This is a genomic window from Sorangium sp. So ce131, assembly GCF_051519095.1.
Taxonomy (GTDB): Bacteria; Myxococcota_A; Polyangia; order Polyangiales; family Polyangiaceae; genus Sorangium.
On record NZ_CP150455.1, the window covers coordinates 11285200 to 11307393 of the forward strand.

Genomic DNA, 22194 nt, shown 5'->3' on the forward strand with positions numbered 1-22194 from the left:
GCTCGCGCAACCCGTGGTAACGCTTGGCGGCGCCGCCGATGTGCGGCATCCGACATGGGAAAGAACCTTCTCGTCATCAATGTGGACATCCGCGAGACTCGGGTCGCGCTGATCGAAAACGGGATCATCGCTGAGCTGCATCTCGAGCGGGAGAGCTCCAAGGGGACGCTCGGAAACATCTACCTCGGCAAGGTGAGCCGCGTATTGCCCGGCATGCAGGCCGCGTTCATCGACGTGGGCCTCGAGCGAGCCGCCTTCCTGCACGTCGAGGACCTCATCCGGCCCGACGATTTCGAGGCGTACCTGGCCGGGCACCGCCGCCCAGCCGAGGAGGAACGCGCCTCCTCGCGGGGGCGCGCCGCGCGCGGCAGCGAGGCGCCCGGGCCCGAGCCTGAAGAGCACGAAGCCCACGAGATCTCCCACGCAGAAGCCGCGCCGGAGAGCCCCGACGCAGCGGCCGAGCACCATGAGCCTCGGGGCGACGCGGACTTCGGCGCCGAGGAAGAGTTCGAGGCGGAAGCCGTCGTCGAGGAGACGAGCGACGTGCCGATCGAGCTGCCCACGGCGCTCGACGTGCTCGGAAGCCCCTCCGGACAGGCGTTCGCAGGCGTGGGGACGATGGTGGCGCTCGATGACGCCGACGACGACGCGGAGCCGGAGATCGACGGCGGGCACGACCTCGCGGAGGCGGACGCGGAGGCCGACGACGACGAGGAGCTGGTCGCGCCGCCGGGCGCCGACGCCGACGCCGACGCCGAGGACGACGACGAGGAGCTGGTCGCGTCGCCGGGCGCCGACGTCGACGCCGACGAGGCCGGCTCCGAGCCCGAGGAGGACGACGATCTCGACGCGCCCGCCTACGATATCGAGCCTGTCTCGCCGCAGCCCGACGTCGCCGCATGGGGCGCTGCCGCGGAGCGCCAGCAGCCGCCGAGCGACGCCTCGGACAGCGGCGAGGCGGAGCCGGGGGCGGAGAGCGCACCGGAGGAGCCCGTCCCGCACGCCGCCGCCGGCGAATGGCCGGTCGGACAGGAGGAGAGCGCGCCGCAGGCCGCCGAGAGAGCGGCCGCGCCGGAGGCCCCAGGCGAGGAGGTCCCGCCGGCAGCGCGGGCGCGCAACGGGCGCAGCCCGCGCGGACGGCGGGAGGCGCGCGTGCGCCGCTCGGGTAGGACGCGCGACCGGCGCGCGAACCTCGAAGGCACCGGCGTTGCGCTCGAGTCGGGAACACCGGCGGAGGCGCGCGAGACGCCGCGCGAAGGGCGCGAGGGACGCGAGCCGCGCGAAGGGCGAGAAGGACGCGAGCCGCGCGAAGGGCGCGAGGGACGTGAGCCGCGCCAAGGGCGCGAGGGACGTGAGCCGCGCCAAGGACGCGAAGGACGCGAGCCGCGCGAAGGGCGAGAAGGACGCGAGCCGCGCGAAGGGCGCGAGGGGCGCGAGGCGCCGCGCGAGGGGCGCGAGGCGCCGCGCGAGGGGCGCGAGGCGCCGCGCGAGGGGCGCGAGGCGCCGCGCGAAGGGCGCGAGGCGCCGCGTGAAGGGCGCGACCGAGGCGGACGAGGGCAGCAAGGCGGCCGCGAGCGCGAGCAGCGCGGTCGCGACCAGCGCGCGCGCGGGCGCGACCAGGCGCGGGACGGCAAGGGCAAGAGCGCCGCGCGCGGACAGCAGAGCTCGCGCAGCTGGCAGAACGAGCCGCCGCGCATCTCCAAGTCGACCCCGATCCGCGAGGTCGTCCGCGAGGGGCAGGAGGTCATCGTCCAGATCTCGAAGGAGCCGATCGGGACGAAGGGCGCCCGCGTCACGAGCCATATCTCGCTGCCCGGCCGCTACGTCGTGTACCTGCCGACCGTCGATCACATCGGGATCTCGAAGCGGATCGGCTCCGAGAAGGAGCGCTCCCGGCTGCGCGACGCGATCGAGGCCATGAAGCCCCCGCAGGGCGGGCTCATCGTGCGCACGCTCGCCGAGGGCCTCACGAAGAAGCAGCTGAAGGCCGACGTCGGCTACCTCGTGCGCCTCTGGGGCGAGGTCGCGAAGAAGCGGGAGAGCGGCGTGAGGGCGCCGGCGGTGCTCTACACCGAGCTCGATCTGGTGCTGAAGACCGCCCGCGACCTCTTCACCGACGACATCGAGAAGATCGTGATCGACGACCGCGAGGAGTACATCCGCCTGCGGCGCTTCGTCGAGATGTTCATGCCCGAGCGCGCCGACGCGGTGGAGCTCTACGAGGGGACCGAGCCGATCTTCGACGCGTACGGCATCGAGGACGAGATCCAGCGCGCGCTCTCGCGCAAGGTCCCGCTCCCGTCGGGGGGGCACCTGATCATCGATCAGGCCGAGGCGCTCACCGCGATCGACGTGAACACGGGGCGGTTCGTCGGCAAGGGGTCGAAGGACCTCGAGGAGACGATCCTGACGACCAACCTCGAGGCGGTCGAGGAGATCGCGTATCAGCTCCGGTTCCGCAACATCGGCGGCCTGATCATCCTCGACCTCATCGACATGGAGCGGGCGCAGAACCGGGAGAAGGTGCGGCGCCGCCTCGAGGAGCTGCTCTCCAAGGACAAGGCGAAGACCACGCTGAACCGGATCTCCGATCTCGGCCTGATCGAGATGACCCGGAAGCGGACGCGCGAGAGCCTCGGGCGGACGATCCTGGAGCCGTGTTTCTACTGCGACGGGACGGGGCAGCTGCAGTCCAAGCAGACCATCGCCTACGAGATCCTGCGGCAGATTCGGCGCGAGCGGATGAACTTGCCCGGCTACTCGGTCGTGGTCAACGCGCATCCGGCGGTGATCGATCTCCTGAAGAACGACGAGCGCATCGCCGTGCAGGAGGCGGAGCGGCTGTTCCAGCGGCGGATCGATCTCGTGCCCCGAAAGGAGTACCACCTCGAGCAGTTCGATCTGCAAGGCAGGTAAGGCGCCATGGCGGACGATCAGGGTTCTCCGGAGAGCAGCGAGAAGACGGGACGCAGGGACGAGCGCGTCACCATCAACAAGGAGTTCGAGTCCTATGACGCGTTCATCAACGAGTACGTGACGAACATCTCCCGCACCGGCGTGTTCGTGCGGTCGAAGACGCCGCTCGCCGTCGGAACGAAGGTGAACCTCCGGTTCACCGTGATCATGGACGACATCGAGACGATCGAGGGCGTCGGCGAGGTCGTGCGCGTGCACGACGATCCGCAGGGGATGGGCGTCGTCTTCACCGAGCTGTCGAGCTACTCGCAGGGGCTCATCGACAAGCTCCTGACCAGCCAGGGGCACCGCGCGTCGAAGGACTAGGCGCGGAGGAGGCTTCGGCGATGTTCACCGGGCTTGTCGAGACGATCGGGGTGCTCCGCCGCCGGAGCGGCGGCGAGGTGGCCCGCGCGCTCATCGAGGCGAACCTCGGGCCGCTGTCGCTCGGCGAGTCCATCAGCGTGAACGGCGCCTGCCTCACCGTCGACCGCATCGCGCCGGGGGGGTTCGAGTGCGACATGTCCTCGGAGACCCTGAGCCGCACCACGCTCGGCGCGCTCCAGGTCGGCGCGCGGGTCCACCTCGAGCGCGCGACGCCGCTCGGCGCGCGGATGGGCGGGCACGTGGTGCTGGGCCACGTGGACGGCCTCGGGCGCGTCGCCGAGCGGTCGCGCGCCGGCGACGCGATCCGCCTCCGGGTGAGCGCCCCGCCCGAGCTCGCGGCGTACCTGGCCGCGAAGGGCTCGATCGCCGTGGACGGCGCGAGCCTCACGCTCAACGCCGTGTCCGCGGCGGGCGCCGCGGAGGCCTGGTTCGAGGTGATGCTGGTGCCGCACACCATCGAGCGGACGCTGCTCGGCGAGCTCCGTCCGGGCACGACCGTCAACCTTGAAGTTGACGTGCTCGCGCGCTACGTGGCGCGGCAGCTCGAGGTCGCATCGCTCGCCAGCCTGCGGAGCCGCTCGAGCGGGGACGCTCGCGAGGGCGACGACGAGCGTGGAAATACGGGAGAGCATGCGGATCACGACGAACGACTCCTCGCAAAGCTGCGCGCGGGGGGATTCTGGTGAGGCTCTGTCAGCCTCGAGCGGCAAGCTCGGCCACGACATGACCTCCGGGGGTCCGATGCCGCATCGGCTGACCATCGACAAGGCGGTGCTCGACCGCGTGAACACCGCGCTCGATCACATCCGCGCCGGCAAGATGGTGATCCTCGTCGACGACGAGGACCGCGAGAACGAGGGGGACCTCTGCATGGCGGCGGAGGCGGTGACCCCCGAGGCGATCAACTTCATGGCGATGCACGGGCGCGGCCTCATCTGCCTCGCCCTCGACGAGGAGCAGGTCGCGCGCCTCGAGCTGCCGATGATGTCGGCGCCGGGGCGGAACGGGCCGCCGCTCGGCACCGCCTTCACGGTGAGCATCGAGGCCCGCACGGGGGTGACGACGGGGATCAGCGCCGCCGACCGGGCGCACACGATCCGGGTGGCGATCGCGCGCGACGCCAAGCCGGAGGACCTCGTCACGCCGGGGCACGTCTTCCCGCTCAAGGCGCGGCGCGGGGGCGTGCTCGTGCGGACGGGGCAGACCGAGGGGTCCGTGGACCTCGCGCGCCTCGCCGGGATGCGGCCCGCGGGCGTCATCTGCGAGATCATGAACGACGACGGCAGCATGGCGCGCATGCCGGACCTCGAGGTGTTCGCCGCGAAGCACGGGCTCCTGATCGTGACGGTCGCGGACCTCATCCAGTACCGGCTCCAGACCGAGCGGATGGTCCGGCGCGTCAGCGAGCGGACGCTGCGGCTGGATCTCACCGGCACGGAGTGGTCGGCCTACATCTACGAGGTCATCAACGAGCCGCGGCAGTTCATCGCGCTGACCAAGGGCGCGGTCGCGACGCCGGAGCCGATCCTCTGCCGGGTGCACTCCGGCTCGATCATCGCGGATCTGTTCAGCTCGACGCCCTTCGACGGCGGCTCGAACCTGCGCGAGGCGCTGCTCGCGATCGAGAACGCGGGCGTCGGGGTGGTCGTCTACATCCCCTCGCGGGGGGAGCTGAGCCGCGAGCTGGAGCAGCTGAAGGGCCCGCTGCCCGACGAGAACGCCCCCGTGCTCCAGGCGCAGCAGCCGTGGACGCTGCGGGAGTTCGGGCTCGGCGCGCAGGTCCTGGCGGACCTCGGGGTGCACCAGATCCGGCTGCTCACGAACAGCCAGCCGAAGATCGTGGGCCTCACCGGGTTCGGGCTCACGGTGGCCGAGCGGGTGCCGCTCGTGTCGATGAAGGCCGAGGCCTGAAGCGCCGAGGCGCTGAGGAACGAGGGCGCTGCGAGAGGATCGCGAGCGCCGCGACCGCGCACCGCGCGCGGACAAGGAAGAGAGAGGACGGCGGATGGCACAGCAAGCGGCCGGGCAAGCTCAGCCGAGGGTGATCGAAGGGAACCTGGTGGTCCCGCCGGGGGCGCGCTTCGCGCTCGTGGCGAGCCGGTTCAACCATTTCATCGTCGACCGCCTGGTCGACGGCGCGCTCGACGCCATCGCGCGGCACGGCGGCTCGCTCGAGCGGACGTCGATCGTGCGCGTCCCAGGGGCGTGGGAGGTGCCGACCGTCGTCGGGAGGCTCGCGAACCGCAAGAGCGTCGACGCGATCATCGCGCTCGGCGCCGTGATCCGCGGCTCGACCCCGCATTTCGACTACGTGGCCGCCGAGGTGACGAAGGGGATCGCGACCGTGTCGCTCCAGACGGGGCTGCCGGTCACGTTCGGCGTCCTCACGACCGACTCGATCGAGCAGGCGATCGAGCGGGCGGGGACGAAACATGGCAATAAGGGGTGGGAGGCCGCGGTCAGCGCGATCGAGATGCTCGCGCTCGGCGCGGCGCTGGACGCCGCTGGCCTGTAGACAAAAGGTTCCGAGAGATGGGTGCGCGTTCGACCGGCCGCGAGGCGGCCTTGCAGATGCTGTTCGCGGTGGAGGCCGGCGGGAACTCGGCGCCGCGCGTCGTCGCGACCTACTGGCGCGAGACGCCGGGCGATCCGGAGGGGCGCGCGTACGCGGACGAGGTGGTGACGGGCGTCGCCAGCGACCTCGCGGCCGTGGACGAGGCGATCCGCAAGGCGAGCACCAACTGGCGCCTGGAGCGGATGGCGCGGGTCGACCGGAACGTCCTCCGGCTCGGCGCGTGGGAGCTCATGAACCACCCGGAGGTGCCGCGCGCGGTCATCCTCGACGAGGCGGTCGAGCTCGCCAAGCGCTACGGCAGCGAGGAGAGCGGCGCGTTCGTGAACGGCGTGCTCGACCGGATCGCCGAGAACCTCGGGCGCGTCGACCGGGACCGCTGAGCGCGCCGCGCGCGGCCGCTCACCACGTCGGCCGCATGACCGGGACCGCTGAGCGCGCCGCGCGGCCGCTCACCACTTCAGCCACGCGACCGTGACGCCGTCGCCGCCCTCGCCGGGGCCGCCCGGGCGGAGGCGCGCGACGTAGGGGCTCGCGCGCAGCGCCTCGCGGACCGCGTCGCGCAGCGCGCCCGTGCCGTGCCCGTGCACGAAGAACGTGACCTTGCGGCCGGCGCCGAGCGCGCGATCGAGGAACTGCTCGGCCATGGCGACGGCCTCGTGCGCGCGCAGGCCGCGCAGATCGACGGTGTTGTCCTGCGTCTGGATCGGGACGTCAGGATCCGCGGCCGCGTCGAGGTCGACGCGGCGCTGCGGCGCGCCGGCGGCCGGGGCGCCCGCGCCGGGCGGCGCGCCGGTGCCGCGCAGCTCGGCGATCGAGGTCGTGAGCTTGAGCGCCCCGGCGGCGACCCGCAGCTGGCCGCCGGAGAGGACCTCGACCACCTCGGCCTCGGCCCGCAGCCGGGGCACGTAGACGCGCGCGCCCACGCGGATCGCCGCCGGGTCCACCGCAGGCCGCGCCGGCGGCTCGTCCTTCGGGCGCAGCTCGAGCTCGCCGCCGAGCGACATCTTCTGCCCCACCGCGTCCATGGCGCGCGCGGCCGCCCGCACGTCCTCCTCGGTGGGCTTGCCGCGCAGGCGCGCCTGCGCCGCCCTGAGATCCTCGCGCGCGCGCCTGAGGCTCGCGAGCAGCGCCTCGCTCTCGCGCGTGATCACGCCGCGCTCCTTCTCGCGGAGCCGCTCGATCTCGTGATCGAGCTCCCGCCGCTTCGCGCGCGAGGCGGCCGCCTCGCGCTCGGCGTCCTCGCGCGCGAGCTCGAGCGCGCGCCGCTCGGCGGCGAGCTTCTCGACCATCTGCTCGAAGGTGACCGCCTCCTTCGTGAGGAAGCGCTCGGCCCGCTCGAGCACGGTGCCCGGGATCCCGAACTGCCGCGCGACGGCGAGCGCGCTCGAGGCGCCGGGCACGCCGACGATGAGCCGGAACGTCGGGCTCATCGTGCCGAGGTCGAAGCCGACCGAGGCGTTCTCGAACCGCGGATCGCCCAGCGCGAGCGCCTTGAGGCCCTCGTAGTGCGTCGTGCACGCGACGGTGCCGCCGCGCGCGCAGAGCGAGTCGAGCACGGCCGCGGCGAGCGCCTCGCCCTCGCGCGGGTCGGTGCCGCCGGCCAGCTCGTCGAGCAGGACGAGGGCGCCGGGCCGCGTCTCGCCGAGGATCCGCCCCAGGTTCTTCACGTGGGCGCTGAAGGTCGACAGGTTCTTGTGGAGGTTCTGGTCGTCGCCGACGTCGGTCAGCACGACGTCGAAGAGCGCGACGCGGGACCCCTCCCTGGCCGCGACCGGCAGGCCCGCGCGGACCATCAGCGCCGCGAGCCCGAGCGTCTTCAGGGCCACCGTCTTGCCGCCGGCGTTCGGGCCGGAGACGATCATCGCGCGGCCCGCGCTCACCGCGACGTCGCTCGGGACCACCTTCACGCCGTCGAGCGCGAGCAGCGGGTGGCGGCCGCCGAGGAGCTCGATCGAGACCCGCGCCGCCGCGCCCTCGGGCGCCCCCCGGCCCGCGTCGAACGCGTCCTCCGGGACCTCCGGGAAGGTGAGGTCGAGGTCCCGCGCGAGCCGCGCGGCGGCGGCGCGCACGTCGGCGTGGGCCAGCGCGCGCGCGGCGGCCGCGACGCTCTCGACGTCCTCGGCCACGCGGGCGGTGAGCGCGGCGTAGATCGCGTGCTCCTCGCGCGCGACCTCCGCGTCGACCATCTTCATCCGGTTGCCCGTCTCGACGAGCACCCGCGGCTCGACGAACACGGTGGCGCCGCTCGCGCTCGTCGCGTGCACGATCCCGGGGAAGCGCTCGTGCGCGTCGGAGCGCACCGGCAGCACGTAGCGCCCGTCGCGCTCGGTCCAGTAGCGGTCCTGGAGAATGTCCTCGTGCTTCTGGATGAGGTCCTCGAGGCGGCGGACGAGCCGATCGCGCACCGCCCGCCGCTCCGCGCGCAGCGCCTCCAGCCGGGGCGAGGCGCGGTCCGAGAGCGTGCCGTCCGGATCGAAGGCCGCCGCGAGCTCGCGCGCGACGCTGTCGAGCTCCGGGTTGATCGCGCAGGCCGCGTAGAGCGCGGGCGCGATCTGCCGGCGGCCCTGGAGGTACTGCCGCGACGTGCGCGCGGCCTCGAGCAGGCCGAGCACGGCGCGGAGCTCCTCGTTCGCGAGCGCGGCGCCAATGCGCGCCCGATCGAGCGCGTCGTCGATCTCGGCGACGTCGCGCGCGGGCACCGGCTCGCCGGTCCGGGCGAGCTCGACGGCCTCGCGCACCTCCGCGAGGGTGGCGAGCGCCTCGGCGCGCGTCTGGGCGAACGGGAGGGCCCGGGCGAGGCGCTTGCCGGCGCGGGACGCGCAGCGCTCCGCGAGCGCCTCGAGGAGGCGGTCCCACTCCAGGTCGGCGCGGGTCTTGGTCGGACAGGGGTCCGCGAAGGGCCCCGCAGGATCGTGTTCCATCACGCTTCGGTCGGATCGCGGGCCACGCCGCCGGCCCCGCTCGGCATCGGGTTCTGCTCCTTCTCGAGGTAGCGGAAGATGGTGCGCGGGTCGACGCCGAGATCGCGCGCGGTCTGCGTCCGGTTGCCGTTGTTGCGCTCGAGCGCCTCCAGCACGTACCGCCGCTGGAACTCCTCCTTCGCCTTCTCCAGCGGCATGACGGCCGTCTCGGCGCCGGGGCCGAGGTCGAGGTCCTCCACGGAGAGCAGCGCCTGATCGCAGAGGACCAGCGCCTTCTTGATGCGGTTCTCGAGCTGCCGGATGTTGCCCGGCCACGAGTACTTCTTGATCGCGGCGAGCGCGGCGGGGCTGAAGCCGCGCACCGGGCTGCCGAGCTCGTCCGCGTACTTCGAGAGCAGCACCTTGGCGATGATGAGCACGTCGTCGCCGCGCTCGCGGAGCGGGGGGAGCCACAGGTTCACGACGTTGAGCCGGTAGTAGAGGTCCTCCCGGAAGTTGCCGGTGCGGATCTCCTCCTCGAGGTTCCGGTTCGTGGCCGCGACGATGCGGATGTCGACCTTCTCGGGCTTCGAGTCGCCGACGCGGAAGACGACCCGCTCCTGGAGGGCGCGGAGCAGCTTCACCTGGAGGTTCAGCGGGAGCTCGCCGATCTCGTCGAGGAACAGCGTGCCCTTGTCGGCGACCTGGAACTTGCCCGGGCGGCTGGCGATGGCGCCGGTGAAGGCCCCCTTCACGTGGCCGAAGAGCTCGCTCTCGATGAGGTTCTCGGGGATCGCGCCGCAGTTGATCGTGACGAAGGGGCCGCCCTCGCGCTGGCTCCGCCGGTGGAGCTCCCGCGCGATGAGCTCCTTGCCCGTGCCCGTCTCGCCGGTGATGAGCACGCTGATGTCCGTCGCCGCGACCTTCTGCAGCTTGCGGAACACCTCGAGCATCGACGGGCAGGCGCCGATGATCTCGCCGAACTTCTTGTCGTGCAGCTCGGCGACGAGCTTGGCCTTGTCGGCCCGGAGGGCGTTCAGGAGCATCGCGTTCTGCAGGATGAGCGAGGCCTGCGACGCGAAGATGCTGAGCAGGTCGAGCTGCGCGCGGTCGAAGAGGTGCTTGATCTTGTCGTTGCCGACGTAGAGGGCGCCGATGATCTGCCCCTGCGACAGGAGCGGCGCGCACATCACGCTGGAGAGCTTCATCGCGATGACGCTGTCGCTCCGGCCGAACTGCGTGTCGGCGAGCGCGTCGGAGACGATCACGGGGCGGCCCGACGCGATGACCTGCCGCACGATGCTGTCCGAGATCCCCCCGGCCGCGTCGGTGATCGCCTCCTTGCGGACGTTGCGGGACGCGCGCACCGCGAGCTTGCGCTCGCCGCCGACGTGGGCCAGCGTCGGGGCGCCCTCGCGGGCCGCCGAGTCGGCCGCCGCCTCGGCGCCCTCGAGGAGCAGCAGGAAGCCCTTGTCGGCGTGCGTCAGCTCGATCACGTCGTCGAGCATCGCCTCGAGGAGCTCGTCGACGCTGCGCCGGTTGATGAGCTTCTCGCTGAACGCGAACAGCTTGCGGACGCCGGCGAGCTCCGACGAGCCCTGGAGCGGGACGGGCCGCTCCGCGCCTCCGTCGTCGGGGAGCCGCGCTTGCTGGACGCTCGGCGCCTCGGCGAACATCGAGAAGCCGACCTCCACGCCGCCGAGCTGGAGCCGGTCGCCGTGCACCAGGCGGGCGCGCCGCTTCTTCTTGCCGTTGATCGCGATCTCGCCGTCGCGCTCGCACTCCTCCAGCACGAAGTCTCGCCCGTCGAACACGATCTGGGCGTGATGCTCCAGCACCCCTGCCCCCGCGATCGCGACGTCGTTTCCGAGCGCCTTGCCGATCGTCGTGACCGGCTTGTGGACGCTGTAGAGTCGTGGCGCGCCCTCGGTGGCGAAATACTTCAGGGTCGGCATTGAGAGGAGCATAGCAGGCGCGCCGCGGCCTCACGCAGCCGTGTTGTCCGGCGCACCGCGGCCTCGGCTACCAGAGCTCTCCGAGGACACACGCCCCCATGCCGCCCTGGTAGGGCACCAGACCTCCGCCGAGCACACGCGCGAACGGGGGTCTCCCGCGGTCCTCCGGCTCGGTCAGGGCGACGTCGGCGCTGGGGTCCGGGCGCCCGAGGAACAGCGCCCCCGCCACGATGCCGAGGGCGCCCGCGGCCCCCTGCGCGATGAGGCCGCGGCGGGGGTCGTGATCGCTGCCGATGTACGCGAAGTAGATGGGCAACGACACCACCGTGCCGATGCCGAGGCCGCCCCACATCCACGCGAGCTGGTTCCACGACGGCGTCCAGGCGATGGACAGACCGACGGCGCCCGCGGTCGCGACGTTGAACCCGATCAGCCCGCCCAGCGAGATGCTGTCGTTGGCCTCGCTCCAGCCGCCGCTGCTCGCGGCGGCCCCGAACTCGCTGCCGATGAGGGTGCCCCACACCGCGCCCGAGGCGAGGAACATGTTCGTCTGGGGCCTCGGCCGGAAGAGCTCATAAAAGGCCCAGCCCGCGGCGCCGCCCACGGTGGAGCCGATGACCTCCGAGGTCGCGAGGCCGAGGAACCCCCACTCCTTGCCCTTCCTCGCCGTGACGTACTGGTACGAGGCGATGCCGAGCCCCTCGCCGGCGCCGATCACCATGCCGGTGGCGATCGCGGAGGGCATGCCGCGCGGCATCGGTGGCTTGTCGAGGAAGTAGACGCCGACCGGCGCGGCGACGCCGAGGACCGCGGGCGCGATGAACTGCACGCCGGGGTCCTCGATGCCGGCGAGCGCGTCGATCCAGACGCCGGTCCCCATGCCGTAGGCGACCGACGTCGCGTAGAGGTAGCCGACCTCGAGCGGCGTCGACTTCGGCTGGCTCTTTTTCTGCGGCGGCGCGTAGCCATACCCGCCGTAGGGCGCGCCGTACGGACCGCCGACCTGGCCGCCGACCTGGATGTCGTACGACCCGCCCTGCGGGGCGCCGTAAGGCGCGCCGTACTGGGCGGAGGCCGTAGCGCTGACGCCCGACAGGAGGAGAAGCGCGGAGGTGAAGCTCACGAGAGGGCGCGTGTTCATCGCGGCGCCACTTTACACGCTGGCGCCGGGCGACGCGCGGGCGCAGCGCGAGAAAGCGCGCGCGGCGACGACGACGGCGCGGCTCACTCCCGCGTGAGGGCGCGGGTCATGAGGTCGACGACGGCCTGCGGCGGCGGCTTCCCCTCGTAGAGCATGCGGTACACCTCGACGGCGATCGGCGCGACCACGCCCAGCTTGCTCGCGAGGTCGTACGCGCTCTTCGCCGTCCTCACCCCCTCGGCGACGTGGCCGAGGCCGGCGAGGATCTCGTCGAGCTTCCGGCCCCTGCCCATCTCGAGCCCGACGGTGCGGTTGCGCGAGAGCTCGCCCGTGCACGTGAGCACCAGGTCGCCCATCCCGGAGAGCCCCGCCAGGGTGAGCGGGTTCGCCCCCTTCGCGGCGGCCATGCGGCCGATCTCCGCGAGGCCGCGCGTGATGAGGCCGGCGCGCGCGTTGTGCCCGAGGCCGAGGCCGTCGCAGATGCCGGCCGCGATGGCGACGACGTTCTTGAGGGCGCCGCCCACCTCGACGCCCACGACGTCGTCGGACGAGTAGACCCGGAACCGATCCGTCGCGAGCATGCGCTGCACCTCGTGCGTCTCGCGCGGGCTCCTGCCCGCGACCACCACCGCGGTCGGCTGGCCGGCCGCGACCTCGCGCGCGAAGCTCGGGCCCGACAGGTACGAGAGCCGCGGCTCGATCTCCGGCCCGAGCTCGTCGACGAGCACCTCGCTCATCAGCATCAGCGAGTCGTTCTCGATGCCCTTCGTCGCGCTGCAGACGAGCGCGTCCGGCGGGATGTGGCGGCCCGCCTCGCGGATCACCTCGCGCAGGGCGTGGGACGGCACGACGACGACGACGAGCTCGGCGCCGCGGAGCGCGCCCTCGAGATCGCCCGTCGCGCGCAGGCTCGCGGGCAGCTCCACGCCCGGCAGGTAGCGGTGGTTCTGGCGGTCGCGGCCGATCTGCTCGGCCAGCTCGCCGCGGTGCGCCCAGAGCGCGGTGGGGTTGCCCTTGTCGGCCAGCAGCTTCGCCAGCGCCGTCCCCCAGGCGCCGGCCCCGATCACTGCGACGTTCGCCATGCCAGCGACCCTACCACCACCCGGGCGCCGGGCGGATCGCCGCGCGCCGTCCGGACCGCGCGCCGGCGATCGCCGGCGGCGCTCGATCCGTTGCTCTTTCGACTATGCTGCGCCCATGTTCCTCCGCACCGCCGCGCTGCGCGCGCTCGGCCTCGCGCTCTGCCTCGCCCTGCTCGGGGCGGCGTGCGGCGCGTGCGGCGCCTCCGGTCAAGGCGCGCTCGGCGTCATGCCCGGCGTCGTGAACGATCCGGGCAACCTCTCGCTCCGCCGCGCCATCCTCGCCTTCGCCACGAGCCAGCTCTGCACCGAGATGCAGAAGCGGAGCGTGCCGCTGCGCCTCCGCGACGACGATCCGGTGACCGGCCGGTTCTACCCGAGCTCGTGCGTGGCCCAGGAGCTCGCGAACGGGAACCTGTTCCTGCAGTTCGGCGGCAGCGGCGTGATCTGGACGAACCTGACGAAGCGCATGGGCTTCGACGCGAGCGCCGCCGTCGAGTACGACCACGACTTCCTGATGGATGGCGACACGATGTACGTGTACTTCCGTCAGCGCTCGACCACGGCGGCGAGCTTCACGACCCGGCTCATCGAGCAGCCCGCCGCCGTCTCGCTCGGCGGCGTCTCGCTCGCCCAGGGCAGCGCCTACGCCAACGCGCTCGGCGCGCAGCTCGTGAAGACCGAGATCGCCCGCGGGTTCACCGTCATCCGCGACGACGACGGCGCGGTGCAGTTCGGCCTCGGCGTCATCGAGAAGGGGAAGCGGCCCCGCGCCCCGTACGAGCGCCGCGACAACGGCAAGCTGCTGCTGGCGAACGAGCGGACCGAGGTGCACCAGAACCAGCGCGACTACATCGGCCCGCTGGAGATCACGGACAGCGGCCAGGCCGTGACGCTCACGATCGCCCTCGAGGGAGCGCCCGGCGTGGACGTGATCCTCGTCCCCCGGATCCTCGCCGAGCAGTGGCTCCAGGTGTACCTGACCCAGCCGGCGCCGACGCCGCCGCCGGCGCCGCCCCTGTACGACGAGCCCGTGTACTCGGGCGCCCCCTGGCGGCGCACGTTGCCGCTCCCCAAGGGGCAGTACTACCTGGTCGTGGACAACACGGGCGCGGCTGGGCGGACGCAGCCGACGACGTATGCCCTCGACGACCGGGCCGCCCTGGTGAGCTACGCCGTCGAGGTCGGCGATGCCCCGTGACGCGCCGCGCGCGGCGCGCGCAACGTACGCAGCCGCCGGGGACAGGCGCGGCGGGCGTGACCAGCGTGACGGGAACACACGCGGAACGAACGGCAGAACGCGCAGCAGAACGCACAGCAGAACGCACAGCAGAACGCACAGCAGAACGCACACAACGATGCCGCCGACGGACCTCGTGTCGCCCCCCGCGCGTGTGCACTTGCCGCAGCGGAGGGCGCCGTATACATAAGCTCTCTCTTGCCGCCGCGACCCGATGAACAACCCAGCAGCGTACCGTCGGTCGCGGCCAATCGGTCCGCGAGCGCAGATGTCCGATCCTCGATGAGGGGCGGCGCCACCGCGGAGCCCCGCGCCAGCGCGGCCAAGCCGGCGCCGCCGCCGAGCGGGAGCTCGCCGGAGCCGCGCTCGACCGGCGGCTCGCCTCCGCCGGGGGGCAGGGACGGCCGGCTGCTGCGGTTCCTGTTCCACTTCGTGTGGATCTGCCTCGTGCCGTTCGCGCTCGCGGTCCTGAACGTCTGGCTGCTCACCCCGCCGTCCCAGGGCGGGAGCGCCCAGCCGCTCCGCGTCTTCGTCGGCGAGCAGCAGATCCCGGCGGGCATCGTGCTCTTCACGATCTTCGCGATGCTCCTCTGGCGCTTCCGCCACGACCTGCCCTTCGCGTCGACGATCGGCGTCGGCGGGCGGCGGGACATCCCGCCCAAGGCGCGCGCCCGCTTCGAGGACGCCGCCGCGCTCCTCGACGAGGCGCACCGGATCCTGCGCAGCCGCAAGCGCGAGGTCGAGCGCGAGCTGACGAGCGGCGAGCGCGAGCAGGTCGCGCAGGCGATCCAGGCGCTCGAGCGCACGATGACGGCCGAGACGTTCGACGCGGACGAGTTCGACACAGCCCACGGCCGCGCCGACCGGGTGATCGGCGAGCACCTCGGCCGCTGGCGCAAGGGCGAGATGCGCGAGTACGCGGAGTCGATCGGCATCGCCGTCGCGGTGGCGCTCCTCCTGCGCGCCTTCGTCGTCGAGGCGTTCAAGATCCCGAGCGGCTCGATGATCCCGACCTTGATGGTCGGCGACCACATCTTCGTCAACAAGTTCACCTACGGCCCGCTCATCCCCTGGACCGACCAGCGCCTGTTCCCGCGCCTGCCGCCGGCGCGCGGCGACGTGATGGTGTTCAAGTTCCCCGAGAACAAGGAGCAGGACTTCATCAAGCGGACGATCGCCGTCTCGGGCGACACGCTGGAGGCCATCAACGGCCGCCCCATCCTCAACGGCTGGCTCGTCCCGCACTGTCACGTCGGCCCGTACCGCTACGAGGGCCGGCAGGCGGAGCTGTTCGTCGAGTTCCTCGGGGACAAGTCGTACTTCACGCTCTACGACACGAACCCCGACGAGACGATGTGCGTGGCGAACGAGGACTGCGGCCCGGGCCTCACCTGCCGGGCCGGCGTCTGCGGGATGCAGCAGGGCCCGTTCAAGGTGGCCGCGAACGAGGTGTGGGTGATGGGCGACAACCGCAACAACAGCCACGACTCGCGCAGCTGGCGCGGCGGGCTCGGCGCGGGCGTGCCGTTCGAGAACATCAAGGGCCGCGCGATGTTCGTGTGGATGAGCTTCGGCCCCGGCGGCGGCATCGCGCAGGATCGCCTCTTCGTGAACGTGATGGGCCGCCCGAAGCTCCCCGGAGCCCACGAGGCCAGCCTCCAGGATGGCCTGGACAAATGCATGCGCGAGCGTCCGCCGATCGCCGAGACGACGCCGCCTCCGGCGTCCGCGCGCCCTCAATCCAAGCGCTGAGCCCGCCAAAATGAGCGCGTGTGGGGAGCTGCGCTCCCCGTGGCGCTCGTGTACGGTTCGCGGGCCTCATGGCCGACGCAGCGAGTCACCCGGCCCGAGGCGACGGAGGATTGAGGATGGCACGTACGGTCGAGATGTGGAGCCTGGTGCTCGCGGGCAGCTTGTTCGCCGGAGCAGGATGCAACAGGGAGGAGCCCTCGACGACGAACGGCGCGGCCGCGGACGCGGCGCCCACGGCGGCGCCGGCCACGGCGGACCTCCCGGCGGGCTACGTGGCGACGTACCCGACCATGACGCCCCAGCCCGGGAGCCGGCGCCTGCTGCAAGCGTTCCCCGTGTACCAGTCGGCGGACATCACCTCGAAGGAGCTCGCGCGGCTCGACAACGGCGCCATCGTGGAGCTCAAGGCGAGTCACCAGGACTGGATGCTCGTCGCCTTCCAGAACGCAGGCCAGCCCACGCTCGGGTGGATCCAGCTCAAGGTGAACGACACCCGCGCGTCGGTCGCGACCGACGCCGACGTCCGCTCCGCGGCCGGAGCCGCCAAGCCGGCTGCCGGCGCGGGCACGGGCGCGGGCACGGCCGCGGGAGGTGACGCGGGCGCGGCCGCCGGCGGCGACGCGGGCGCGGGCACCGCCGCGGGCGGCGATGCGGGCGCGGGCACCGCCGCGGGCGGCGACGCGGGCACGGCCGCCGGCGGCGACGCGGGCGCGGGCACGGCCGCGGGCGGCGACGCGGGCGCGGCGGACGGCGGCGCGGCGCGGCCGCGGATCGACCTGAAGAAGATCCTCGAGAAGAAGAAGTGAACAGGCTGAGCGCAATTTTCTGATGGGCGCTCGGCCGTCCGCGCGCCACGCTAGACGCGCCTGAGGTGCCCGGGCGCCAGCTTCGTGCGCCTCGAGCCCCGACCAGGAGCCAGGTGCATGAGCGACAGGATGTGGGCGCTGACGTACGACCGCGAGAAGTCCCCGTGGGAGTCCACGGTCGGGCTGTCCAAGGCCGAGGTCGAGCGCCCGGCGATCAACGAGGGCAAGGACTACCACGACCGCGCGAGCGTCCTGATCAAGCCGATCATGACGGGCTTCTGCGGCTCCGATCGCGGCATCTGGTTCCGCAGCGCCTTCAAGGACATGATCTTCCGGTCGCTCGATCGCGACCGGAAGTCGACGCGCACGATCGGCCACGAGCTGCTCGGCCGCGTCGTCGACCTCGGGACCGACGCGCGCCGGACCTTCGGGCTGGAGGTCGGCGACATCGTGTCGACCGAGAGCCACATCGCCTGCGGCGCCTGTTACCAGTGCCGCATCGGCGACACCCACGTGTGCGCCGACGACAAGATCATCGGCATCAGCGAGGACGGCTGCTTCGCCGAGCTCGTGAAGCTGCCGGCGAAGAACCTCTGGCGGACCGACATCACCCGGATCCGCCCCGAGGTGGCCGCGGTGCAGGAGCCGTTCGGCAACGCCGTGCACGCGTGCACCAAGGTGAACCTGCGCGGCAAGCGCGTGGCCATCTTCGGCTGCGGCACCATCGGGCTCTTCGCGGTCGCGATCGCCCGCGCGATGGGGGCGATCTACGTCATCGGCGTGGAGCCGGCCGAGCGGAACGCCGAGATGGCCCGCCGCCTGGGCGCCGACGTGGTGCTGCGGCCGCACCGGGCGAGCCCGGAGCGGCCCCACGCGAGCGACCCCGAGCTGACCGAGCGGGTGAGGAAGTTGACCGACGGCGTCGGCGTCGACGTCGTTCTCGAGATGAGCGGCGTGAACAGCAGCGTCAACAACGCGATCCACGCGGCGCGGCGCGGCGGCGACGTCATCCTCTTCGGCCTGAAGAGCGGCGACGCGGTGATCGAGAACTTCGACCGGCTCATCGTGGACGGCATCAGCCTGCACAGCGTGATCGGCCGCCGCATCTTCGAGACGTGGCACATCACGCGGCACCTGCTCGAGTCGCGCGATCCGAACATCCACGACCTCATCTGGGAGGTGATCCTGAACCGGGGCGAAGGGACGGTGTTCGACTTCGAGGGCTACGACCCGGCGAGCTTCCAGGAGGCGATCTCGAACCACCCGAAGGTGATCCTCCGGTACTGAGGCTCGAACCACCCGAGGGTGATCCTCCGGTGCTGAGGATCAGCCGACGATCCCGAGCTGCTTGCCCACCTTGCGGAACGCCTCGAGCGCCTGGTCGATGTGGGCGGGCTCGTGCGCGGCGGAGAGCTGCACCCGGATGCGGGCCTCGCCCTTCGGGACGACCGGGTACGAGAAGCCGATGACGTAGATGCCCTCGGCGAGCAGCGCCTTCGCCATCTCGTTCGCGAGGCGCGCCTCGCCCAGCATGATGGGCACGATCGGGTGGATGCCCGGCTTGATCGTGAACCCGGCCTGGGTCATTCCCTGCCGGAACCGCCGCGCGTTCTCCATCACCTGCTGGCGCAGCGAGGCGTTCTGGTCGATGAGGTCGAACACGGCGATCGACGCGCCGGCGATCGCGGGGGCGAGGGTGTTCGAGAACAGGTACGGCCGCGAGCGCTGCCGGAGCAGATCGACGATCTCCTGCCGGCCGGTCGTGAAGCCGCCGCTCGCCCCGCCCAGCGCCTTGCCGAGCGTCGAGGTGATGACGTCCACGCGGTGCATGACGTCGCAGAGCTCCGCGGTCCCGCGCCCGGTCGGCCCGATGAACCCGGTCGCGTGCGAGTCGTCGACCATCACCAGCGCGCGGTACTTGTCGGCGAGCTCGCAGATGGTGTCGAGCTTCGCGAGGTACCCGTCCATCGAGAACACGCCGTCGGTGGCGATCATGCGGAGGCGCTTGCCGGTCGTCTTGCGGAGGATGTCCTCGAGCGCGGCCATGTCCCCGTTCGGGTAGCGGTGCCGCTCGGCCTTGCAGAGGCGGATGCCGTCGATGATCGACGCGTGGTTCAGCGCGTCCGAGATGATGGCGTCCTCCTCGCCGAGCAGCGTCTCGAACAGGCCGCCGTTCGCGTCGAAGCAGGACGAGTAGAGGATCGTGTCCTCGGTGCCGAAGAAGCGGGCGATCCTGGACTCCAGCCGCCGGTGCAGGTCCTGCGTGCCGCAGATGAACCGGACGCTGGAGAGGCCGAAGCCATGCGAGTCGAGCGCCTGCTTCGCGGCGCCGAGCACCGCCGGATGCGTCGACAGGCCCAGGTAGTTGTTCGCGCAGAAGTTGAGGACCTCGCGCCCGCCCTCGGTCCGGATCGCCGGCCCCTGCGGCGTCGTGAGGGTCCGCTCTTCCTTGTAGAGGCCCGCCGCACGGATGTCCTCCAACGCCCGCGCGTACACTGACCGAGCGACATCGAACATGAGATCTTTATAAAACGACGGTGAGAGCGGGTCGACGGGGGAACGCCGTCCGGCGCCCCCGCGCGGCGCCGCGCCTCGGCCCGAGCGACGGCGGGCGCTCCCGGACCCGCGAGGCAGGATGCGCGCGGCTTTCTCGCGCGCGGCGCGGCCGAGGCCTACTCGGCGCGCGAGGGCCGTGGCAGAACCGTCGCGCTGGGGCCGCGCGCGACGTGGATTATTGATTCGCGGTCGCGCGCCGCGGACGGGCGTGCGCCGCGGAGCGGGCGCGCCGCGAGGCGGGCGCGCGAGCGGCGAGGCGGACGCGTGCTCCGCGAGGCGGACACACGGCCCGAGCCGCCGGGAGGAGAAGGCATGACGGAAGCCAGGGGCGACCTCCGGCGAAGCGCCGGTGTGCTGTGCGCGGTCGCGTCGCTCGCGACCGCCGCGGGCAACCCGGGGTGCAGCCGCGCGGAGGAGACGCCTGGACGGACCAGCGCGGGCTCGACCGGAGGGACGGAAGCAGGGCCCCCCGTCGGCAGCGGCACGGGCGGAGAGGGCGGAGCGGGCGGTGGCGGGTCGTATGTGATCGCGCCGCTCGCCCCCGCGCTGCCGTTCGACGCGACGCCGGATCCCGGCGGGGCGTACGTCTACTTCACCGGGATCGACGAGAACGGGACGGCCGGGGTCTTCAAGGCCAGCACCCACGGCGAGGTGAGATCGACCGAGGTTGCGGTCGGCGCCCCCTTCGTCGCGCCGCTCGGGATCGCGACGAGCACGGACGGCGGCCGCCTCTTCGTGGCGGATCCCGGCGCGGGCAGCGCGCCCTCCGCCGACGCCGGCGGCCTCTTCGCGATCGACCTGGCCGGCGGCGCCGTCGCGCCCGTACCCGGCGGCGAGGGGCTGCTCGCGCGCGGCCTCGAGGTCACCCGCGGCCCGTCCGGCGAGGACCGGATCGTCGTGGCCGGGCGCGACCCCGAGGACGGCCAGCCCGGCGTGTTCGCGCTGCCGGCGCGCGGCGGGGTCGCCGCGGCGCTCGCCAAGGGGAGCCCGCTCGTCGACCCGAGCGGCGTCGCCGTCGCCGACGACGGCGACGTCTTCGTCTGCGACACCCTCGCGAGCCCCGACGGGACGGCGACGATCTTCAGGATCGACGACGGCTTCGTGAGCCCGGTCGTCGCGGGGCTCCACGCCGGTTATCCCTGCGGGATCGCGCTGACGCTCGACGGCGCGGCGCTGCTCGTGCTCGCGCGCGACGTGGTCCGAGGCGCCGGCGAGATCGCGCGGATCGCGCTCCCGTCCGGCGCGCGCTCGCGGCTCGACGCCGGCGCCCTGGGGCACGACGAGCCCGGCGGGATGCACCGGGCGAAGGGCGCCGACGTCTTCGCGTTCGCGGATCGCGAGGCCCAGGGGAAGGGCTCGGTGTTCCTGCTCCGGCGGTGAGCCCGAGCAGTGCCATGGGAGGACCTGCACGCATGATCCACCGACCGTCGCGCGCCGGCGCCGTCTTCGCGGCGTCCGTCGCGCTCAGCGCACCCGGCCTCGCCGCGGCGTCGAGCCACCGCGAGGCGCCCGCGATCGCGCGGGACCCGGCCGCCGACAACACCGACCTGTACGCGTGGGTGGAGGGCGGAAACCTCGTGATCCTGGCGAGCTACGCCCCGCACCAGGAGCGCGCCGGCGGGCCGGGCTTCCACGGCCTCTCGGACGACGTGCTCTACGAGGTGCACATCGCCCGCGGCCCGTCGAGCCTCGAGGACGCGCTGACGTACCAGTTCCGGCTCTCGACCGCGCCGTACCGCGCGTCGGATCCGGCGGCGCTCGCCCCGGCCCCGAGCGGCGGCGAGGAGCTCTTCGCGCAGCTCGCGGGCGGCGCGCAGACGTACACGCTCACGAAGATCGAGGGCGGGTCGGCGACGGTCATCCTGGCCGACGCGCCGGTCGTGCCGCCGAACATCGGGCGGCGGACGAACGAGCTCGCCTACCGGATCGCCGGCGGGGGCTACCCGGCCTTCGCGACGTCCTCGAAGTTCCTCAAGCAGATGGCGGGCGGCGAGGGGCGCGCCTGGGTCGGCCCGCGCGACGACGGCTTCTACGCCGATCTCGGCCGCGGGTCCGACCTCGCGGGGCTGTGCCCGCTGCTCTCGGCGCCTCACCCGGCGTGCGCCGCCCGCGATGGCCTCGCGGGCTTCAACGTGCACACGCTCGCGCTCGAGATCCCGCTGGCCAAGGTCAACGGCGGGTCGGCGCCGACGCCGGGGGCGAGCGACCGGCAGACGCTCGGCATCTGGGCCTCGGCGAGCCGCCGCAAGGTGCGGATCCTGCGCGCGAACGGCAAGGAGGACGGCCTCGGGCCGTGGGTCCAGGTGTCGCGGGTCGGCCTGCCGCTCGTCAACACCTGGATCATCGGCCTTCAGGACAGGGACAAGTACAACCGCGCGCACCCGCGCGACGATCTCGCCAACTTCGGCGCGTACTTCCTGAACCCGATGCTGGTGCGCGACGCCGAGTTCGCGGGCCTCTACCGGGCCGGCCAGCCCCTCGCGGCCTTCGATCCCGAGGCGCTGAAGCAGGGCCGGACCGACCTCATCGACACGTTCAACCTGAAGCCCGCGGCGCTCGGGGGGCACGCCATCGAGACGTTCGGCGACGTGCTGCGGATCGATCTCGGCATGCCGTCGGGCTTCCCGAACGGCCGCGCGCTGACGGTCGGCGCCGACCACGAGCAGACCGACGTCACCGACGCCGTGCTCTCGCTGCTCCTGACGGGCGCGCTCGGCGGGGCCGCGGGCGACGGCGTCGCCGCGAACGACGCGCCGTTTCTCCCGGCGTTCCCCTACCTCGCGACGCCCTGGGAGGGCGCGACGCAGGGCCACCTCCGGCCCTGATCCGGCGCGGCGCGGCGGACATC

General features: G+C 72.7%; 17 protein-coding genes. 12 read left to right on the top strand and 5 right to left on the bottom strand.

The genetic code is table 11. The features are described from left to right. Window positions 1–54 precede the first annotated feature (54 nt). From WMF43_RS40905 to nusB, 6 genes are all read left to right on the top strand, one after another. On the top strand, window positions 55–2916 hold the full coding sequence (locus WMF43_RS40905; RefSeq protein ID WP_437673311.1) for an Rne/Rng family ribonuclease: 2862 nt from the start codon (window positions 55–57) through the stop codon (window positions 2914–2916). Between the two features lie 6 nt (window positions 2917–2922). Beyond that, entirely contained in the window at window positions 2923–3282 is a 360-nt protein-coding gene (locus WMF43_RS40910; RefSeq protein WP_437673312.1) for a PilZ domain-containing protein, read from the top strand. 20 nt (window positions 3283–3302) lie between these two features. After that, window positions 3303–4028: a riboflavin synthase gene (locus WMF43_RS40915; RefSeq protein ID WP_437673313.1), complete on the top strand. Its 726-nt coding sequence runs from the start codon at window positions 3303–3305 to the stop codon at window positions 4026–4028. Window positions 4029–4065: 37 nt separating this feature from the next. After that, the gene (gene ribB / locus WMF43_RS40920) at window positions 4066–5253 is read left to right on the top strand and encodes a 3,4-dihydroxy-2-butanone-4-phosphate synthase (RefSeq protein ID WP_437673314.1); all 1188 of its coding nucleotides are present in this window, start codon (window positions 4066–4068) and stop codon (window positions 5251–5253) included. 94 nt (window positions 5254–5347) lie between these two features. Continuing rightward, window positions 5348–5857 carry a 6,7-dimethyl-8-ribityllumazine synthase gene (ribH, locus tag WMF43_RS40925; protein WP_437673315.1) on the top strand — a complete coding sequence of 170 codons (510 nt, stop codon included), beginning with the start codon at window positions 5348–5350 and terminating at the stop codon, window positions 5855–5857. Window positions 5858–5874: 17 nt separating this feature from the next. Continuing rightward, window positions 5875–6297: a transcription antitermination factor NusB gene (gene nusB, locus WMF43_RS40930; protein ID WP_437673316.1), complete on the top strand. Its 423-nt coding sequence runs from the start codon at window positions 5875–5877 to the stop codon at window positions 6295–6297. 69 nt (window positions 6298–6366) lie between these two features. On the opposite strand, the gene WMF43_RS40935 is transcribed toward nusB, so the two are convergent. The 4 genes from WMF43_RS40935 to WMF43_RS40950 all read right to left on the bottom strand — a co-directional run bounded on the left by WMF43_RS40935 (window position 6367) and on the right by WMF43_RS40950 (window position 12995). Beyond that, window positions 6367–8838, bottom strand: a complete 2472-nt coding sequence (locus WMF43_RS40935) for an endonuclease MutS2 (RefSeq protein ID WP_437673317.1) — start codon at window positions 8836–8838, stop codon at window positions 6367–6369. After that, window positions 8838–10784, bottom strand: coding sequence for a sigma 54-interacting transcriptional regulator (locus WMF43_RS40940; protein ID WP_437673318.1), 1947 nt, complete (start codon window positions 10782–10784; stop codon window positions 8838–8840). The genes WMF43_RS40935 and WMF43_RS40940 overlap by 1 nt, the downstream gene beginning before the upstream one ends. A gap of 55 nt (window positions 10785–10839) precedes the next feature. After that, window positions 10840–11913 (bottom strand): hypothetical protein, encoded by a 1074-nt coding sequence (locus WMF43_RS40945; protein WP_437673319.1) that lies wholly within the window; start codon window positions 11911–11913, stop codon window positions 10840–10842. Window positions 11914–11996: 83 nt separating this feature from the next. Then, the gene (locus WMF43_RS40950) at window positions 11997–12995 is read right to left on the bottom strand and encodes an NAD(P)H-dependent glycerol-3-phosphate dehydrogenase (protein ID WP_437673320.1); all 999 of its coding nucleotides are present in this window, start codon (window positions 12993–12995) and stop codon (window positions 11997–11999) included. A gap of 115 nt (window positions 12996–13110) precedes the next feature. Between WMF43_RS40950 and WMF43_RS40955 the strand changes: the two genes are divergently transcribed. The 4 genes from WMF43_RS40955 to WMF43_RS40970 all read left to right on the top strand — a co-directional run bounded on the left by WMF43_RS40955 (window position 13111) and on the right by WMF43_RS40970 (window position 18077). Beyond that, window positions 13111–14193, top strand: a complete 1083-nt coding sequence (locus tag WMF43_RS40955) for a hypothetical protein (protein WP_437673321.1) — start codon at window positions 13111–13113, stop codon at window positions 14191–14193. Window positions 14194–14514: 321 nt separating this feature from the next. Further along, window positions 14515–15984 (top strand): signal peptidase I, encoded by a 1470-nt coding sequence (gene lepB / locus WMF43_RS40960; RefSeq protein WP_437673322.1) that lies wholly within the window; start codon window positions 14515–14517, stop codon window positions 15982–15984. 116 nt (window positions 15985–16100) lie between these two features. Next, entirely contained in the window at window positions 16101–16790 is a 690-nt protein-coding gene (locus tag WMF43_RS40965) for a hypothetical protein (protein WP_437673323.1), read from the top strand. 117 nt (window positions 16791–16907) lie between these two features. Then, a complete protein-coding gene (locus WMF43_RS40970) occupies window positions 16908–18077 on the top strand; it encodes a zinc-binding dehydrogenase (protein ID WP_437673324.1) in 1170 nt (389 codons plus the stop codon). A 39-nt stretch (window positions 18078–18116) separates the two neighbouring features. On the opposite strand, the gene kbl is transcribed toward WMF43_RS40970, so the two are convergent. Further along, entirely contained in the window at window positions 18117–19307 is a 1191-nt protein-coding gene (gene kbl, locus WMF43_RS40975) for a glycine C-acetyltransferase (protein WP_437673325.1), read from the bottom strand. 351 nt (window positions 19308–19658) lie between these two features. On the opposite strand from kbl, the gene WMF43_RS40980 reads away from it, so the two are divergent. Together WMF43_RS40980 and WMF43_RS40985 are read left to right on the top strand one after the other, a co-directional pair. Next, window positions 19659–20726 carry a hypothetical protein gene (locus tag WMF43_RS40980; protein WP_437673326.1) on the top strand — a complete coding sequence of 356 codons (1068 nt, stop codon included), beginning with the start codon at window positions 19659–19661 and terminating at the stop codon, window positions 20724–20726. A 32-nt stretch (window positions 20727–20758) separates the two neighbouring features. After that, window positions 20759–22171, top strand: coding sequence for a DUF4331 domain-containing protein (locus WMF43_RS40985; RefSeq protein ID WP_437673327.1), 1413 nt, complete (start codon window positions 20759–20761; stop codon window positions 22169–22171). The last annotated feature ends 23 nt before the right edge of the window (window positions 22172–22194 follow it).

Bases quoted from the DNA above. Each gene is read 5' to 3' on its own strand.
- WMF43_RS40985 (WP_437673327.1), top strand. From the start codon at position 20,759: ATGATCCACCGACCGTCGCGCGCCGGCGCCGTCTTCGCGGCGTCCGTC.
- WMF43_RS40940 (WP_437673318.1), bottom strand. From the start codon at position 10,784: ATGCTCCTCTCAATGCCGACCCTGAAGTATTTCGCCACCGAGGGCGCG.
- WMF43_RS40915 (WP_437673313.1), top strand. From the start codon at position 3,303: ATGTTCACCGGGCTTGTCGAGACGATCGGGGTGCTCCGCCGCCGGAGC.
- kbl (WP_437673325.1), bottom strand. From the start codon at position 19,307: ATGTTCGATGTCGCTCGGTCAGTGTACGCGCGGGCGTTGGAGGACATC.
- WMF43_RS40980 (WP_437673326.1), top strand. From the start codon at position 19,659: ATGACGGAAGCCAGGGGCGACCTCCGGCGAAGCGCCGGTGTGCTGTGC.
- WMF43_RS40935 (WP_437673317.1), bottom strand. From the start codon at position 8,838: ATGGAACACGATCCTGCGGGGCCCTTCGCGGACCCCTGTCCGACCAAG.
- WMF43_RS40905 (WP_437673311.1), top strand. From the start codon at position 55: ATGGGAAAGAACCTTCTCGTCATCAATGTGGACATCCGCGAGACTCGG.
- WMF43_RS40910 (WP_437673312.1), top strand. From the start codon at position 2,923: ATGGCGGACGATCAGGGTTCTCCGGAGAGCAGCGAGAAGACGGGACGC.
- lepB (WP_437673322.1), top strand. From the start codon at position 14,515: ATGAGGGGCGGCGCCACCGCGGAGCCCCGCGCCAGCGCGGCCAAGCCG.
- WMF43_RS40955 (WP_437673321.1), top strand. From the start codon at position 13,111: ATGTTCCTCCGCACCGCCGCGCTGCGCGCGCTCGGCCTCGCGCTCTGC.
- nusB (WP_437673316.1), top strand. From the start codon at position 5,875: ATGGGTGCGCGTTCGACCGGCCGCGAGGCGGCCTTGCAGATGCTGTTC.
- WMF43_RS40970 (WP_437673324.1), top strand. From the start codon at position 16,908: ATGAGCGACAGGATGTGGGCGCTGACGTACGACCGCGAGAAGTCCCCG.
- ribH (WP_437673315.1), top strand. From the start codon at position 5,348: ATGGCACAGCAAGCGGCCGGGCAAGCTCAGCCGAGGGTGATCGAAGGG.
- WMF43_RS40965 (WP_437673323.1), top strand. From the start codon at position 16,101: ATGGCACGTACGGTCGAGATGTGGAGCCTGGTGCTCGCGGGCAGCTTG.
- ribB (WP_437673314.1), top strand. From the start codon at position 4,066: ATGACCTCCGGGGGTCCGATGCCGCATCGGCTGACCATCGACAAGGCG.
- WMF43_RS40945 (WP_437673319.1), bottom strand. From the start codon at position 11,913: ATGAACACGCGCCCTCTCGTGAGCTTCACCTCCGCGCTTCTCCTCCTG.
- WMF43_RS40950 (WP_437673320.1), bottom strand. From the start codon at position 12,995: ATGGCGAACGTCGCAGTGATCGGGGCCGGCGCCTGGGGGACGGCGCTG.